The sequence below is a fragment of the Photorhabdus sp. CRCIA-P01 genome (assembly GCF_003545805.1).
GTDB lineage: Bacteria > Pseudomonadota > Gammaproteobacteria > Enterobacterales > Enterobacteriaceae > Photorhabdus > Photorhabdus antumapuensis.
The window spans coordinates 1-2,768 of record NZ_NMQR01000125.1 but is presented as its reverse complement, the minus strand read 5'-3'; the positions used below and the strand labels follow the sequence as shown (position 1 = coordinate 2,768).

Sequence of the window (2,768 nt, the reverse complement as noted above, 5' to 3'; positions counted from 1 at the left end):
GTTGTTGTGGAGAATAATCACTTAAGCGTTGACCAGAATCATTCGAGGAGCGAGGAACTGGTCAACTGTCAGGGAGATAGTAGTTGCCGTACGACTGTCAGGGATAAGTATCGCCAAGAATACGATAAGGTTCAGGCACGAATAACAAGCTGTACCGGTGCAGAGCAATGTGTTGCTGTTGCCAAAGAGCTGCGGGCATTACAGAGTGATTACAGTGCCCGGATGAGCGAAATTCAGGAAAAAGCCAGAATGCAGGGACTGGATTCCCTCACACCGGCAGAAGTGCGGGAATGGGCAGATTTACGGGGTGCGATGTCGAATATTGATGCCTCCCGCAATTTAGTGCTCCATCGTGCCCAAGTCACCGGCGGCTCAGAAGAGACCACCCAGGAAATCGTGAAGATTATGGGGCAGACGGGGATTGCGGCGTCTGCGGGGGTTGCAGGCGGAATTAGTAAAGCGGGTGCAAAAGTTATCAACTCAGACCAAAGCCAGCAGGCTAATGCTGATAAAGGTTCTAAATCTGAGGTAGCGGGAAAAACAAACTATCCAGAAGGAATAAACTTTAAGATAGAGCAACCTAAGCATTTAGCAACCCTTGATGGTTATAGCCAGAAAAAAGGAATTTCAGGGGCACACAATGCAGATGTTTTTTATAAGGCAGCTTCTGACAATGGAGTGAAAATAGTTTCACAAACTCCTGGAACAGTGAATGGCATTACGCATATTAAATATCAAGTGCCAACCAAAGACAGGGCAGGTAATTTTGATGGCGGGTATAAAAAGGAAATTCTCGAAAAAACTGTTTATGACCCGAAAGTGTTTAGTGATAAAAGGATATTAGAATTGGGGCAGAAAGCAGCCGCTAACGGTTACCATGATGCAATTGCTTCAGGTAAAAGAGAGTATATGGCAACCGCAGATGGTGTTAAGTTCCAAGTTTATTTAGACCAAAAAACAGGGACAGTGACTAATTTTTTCCCAGTGACGAAATGATGAATGAATATCTCTTTGAAAAGATAGACTATGATAATGATCCTAAATGGGTGATAAAGGATTTTCTTAACTCAATTAATCTTTCAGAAAGGTTAATTGAGTGTGTGGAAAAGATCATTAACAGATGTGGTTTTGTTATTAATGAAACATACTGCCATTTTCCAGACTTAGAAGATCCAGATCCTGAATATCACTTTGATGGAATTATGTTTGGTGTATGGGAGGGAGAAATTATCGTACCTGAATCTGTCGGTTTTGAGTATGTCAGATTGGCATGTGAGAAATATCTTCAATTACATCCAGAAGATAAAGACAAGGTAAGTGCATTACTAGCCAGGCTACCTTGTTAATACCAAGATCCCAGCCTGAGAGCTGGGATTTTTCCTTTAGCCGTTAGTCTCTGTCAATCAACTGAATAATCAACAGCCCGTGCTCAATGCTGACCTGCACTGGCTGTCCGGTGGTAAACCCGGCTTCTTCCAGCCAGTTGCCTTTAAGGTGCAAACTGGGATGCTGGCTGTAATAACGGGTCATACCTGTGCTGCGGTCTTCGTGACGGGTACTGGTATACCCCACCTTATAGCTGCGCCGGGCTTTTGAAATCTTCCAAGCTGCATTACAATCGCGGTTAGCCATGATTAACTACCTCTGATAGTTGGTGATGGTAAGCAGCGTTATCCGGGTAGCCGCCCGGTAATGCTGCGTTAATAAAATCGCCTTTTCTGTAGCAAATCCTTTCTACGATGTCAGTAACCGCGTCATCTTTGAACGTTTAAGCAAACTGTCCATTAACACAATCAGCGCCTGCTGATCTTCATCTGACAACGAATCCATCTGAGTCACGAGCGCCTGTAAACGGGGATTATGTATCTGTGGCGGTGCCATCGGTTCCAGCCCCACGAGCGCATCTAGGCTACTTTGTAATACCTGAGCAATCCTGACCACGGCATCCAGTTGAGGAACAGAAGCGCCACGCTCCCAACGGTTATAGACCCGGCGATCCACATTGAGCAGTTCAGCGAGTCTGGCCTGTGTCATTTTACGGGCTTCTCTGGCTTCCTTTAGCCGCTTGGCAAACAGTTGCATATCTTCCTCACAAATCCAATGCGGTAATGCGATGTGCATTGTAAGCCCTCCTTTTTAATTGCTTGACTCAATGGCTATATTATAGTCTCATATTAATGCTACTACAATGTCTATTGACAGGTTTTTACAGGAGGTAACCGATGACCCGCGTTCCCGATACCGATTTGGCTCACTTAAAGCAGTCCGTCTCATTGCTGGGGCTGGCGCGTAAGCAAGGCCGTCCGATGAAAAAACGCGGTGAGGATTATGTGCTGCGCTGCCCGTTCCACAATGAGAAAACCCCTTCAATGGTGATCTCACCGGCCAAAAACCTGTATCACTGCTTTGGCTGCGGGGCCGCCGGGTCGGTGCTTGACTGGGTGATACAAACGGAAGGGGTGACGCTGCAAATCGCTATCCGCCGGCTGCGGGAGCTGGCCGGGCTGCCGGACATGGACAATGCCGTGGTGGCCGCTTCTTCTTTAGCCGCCCAGCCGGAATTACAGCCGGCCCCCCTGCCGCGCCCGAAACTGGCCGATCTGGACGATGACGGACAGGCGCTGTTACATCAGGTGGTTGATTTTTATCATCAGAACTTACTGGCATCACCGGAAGCCAAAGCCTGGCTGGAACGACGCGGACTGCATCATCCTGAACTGGTCAGTCACTTTAAGCTGGGGTACGCAGGCAATCACGGTATCGGCGGT

5 protein-coding genes are annotated in these 2,768 nt (G+C 47.5%); 3 read left to right on the top strand and 2 right to left on the bottom strand.

The window, feature by feature from the left end; all coding sequences use genetic code 11:
* Together D3222_RS24095 and cdiI are read left to right on the top strand one after the other, a co-directional pair.
* Positions 1-996, top strand: a 996-nt coding sequence (locus D3222_RS24095) for a CdiA family toxin C-terminal domain-containing protein (RefSeq protein ID WP_232832670.1), incomplete at its 5' end; no start/stop codon positions are given.
* Complete coding sequence (cdiI, locus tag D3222_RS24090; RefSeq protein WP_015835484.1) at positions 993-1,346, top strand: ribonuclease toxin immunity protein CdiI; 354 nt, start codon at positions 993-995, stop codon at positions 1,344-1,346. The genes D3222_RS24095 and cdiI, both read left to right, overlap by 4 nt.
* A gap of 43 nt (positions 1,347-1,389) precedes the next feature.
* Here the strand turns inward: cdiI and D3222_RS24085 are convergent, their stop codons facing one another.
* A complete protein-coding gene (locus D3222_RS24085) occupies positions 1,390-1,632 on the bottom strand; it encodes a SymE family type I addiction module toxin (RefSeq protein ID WP_118988309.1) in 243 nt (80 codons plus the stop codon).
* A gap of 102 nt (positions 1,633-1,734) precedes the next feature.
* Complete coding sequence (locus tag D3222_RS24080) at positions 1,735-2,121, bottom strand: helix-turn-helix transcriptional regulator (RefSeq protein ID WP_118988308.1); 387 nt, start codon at positions 2,119-2,121, stop codon at positions 1,735-1,737.
* Positions 2,122-2,222: 101 nt separating this feature from the next.
* Here D3222_RS24080 and D3222_RS24075 point away from each other — a divergent pair.
* On the top strand, positions 2,223-2,768 hold a 546-nt coding region (locus D3222_RS24075), incomplete at its 3' end, for a CHC2 zinc finger domain-containing protein (RefSeq protein WP_232832669.1).

Bases quoted from the DNA above. Each gene is read 5' to 3' on its own strand.
- cdiI (WP_015835484.1), top strand. From the start codon at position 993: ATGATGAATGAATATCTCTTTGAAAAGATAGACTATGATAATGATCCT.
- D3222_RS24085 (WP_118988309.1), bottom strand. From the start codon at position 1,632: ATGGCTAACCGCGATTGTAATGCAGCTTGGAAGATTTCAAAAGCCCGG.
- D3222_RS24080 (WP_118988308.1), bottom strand. From the start codon at position 2,121: ATGCACATCGCATTACCGCATTGGATTTGTGAGGAAGATATGCAACTG.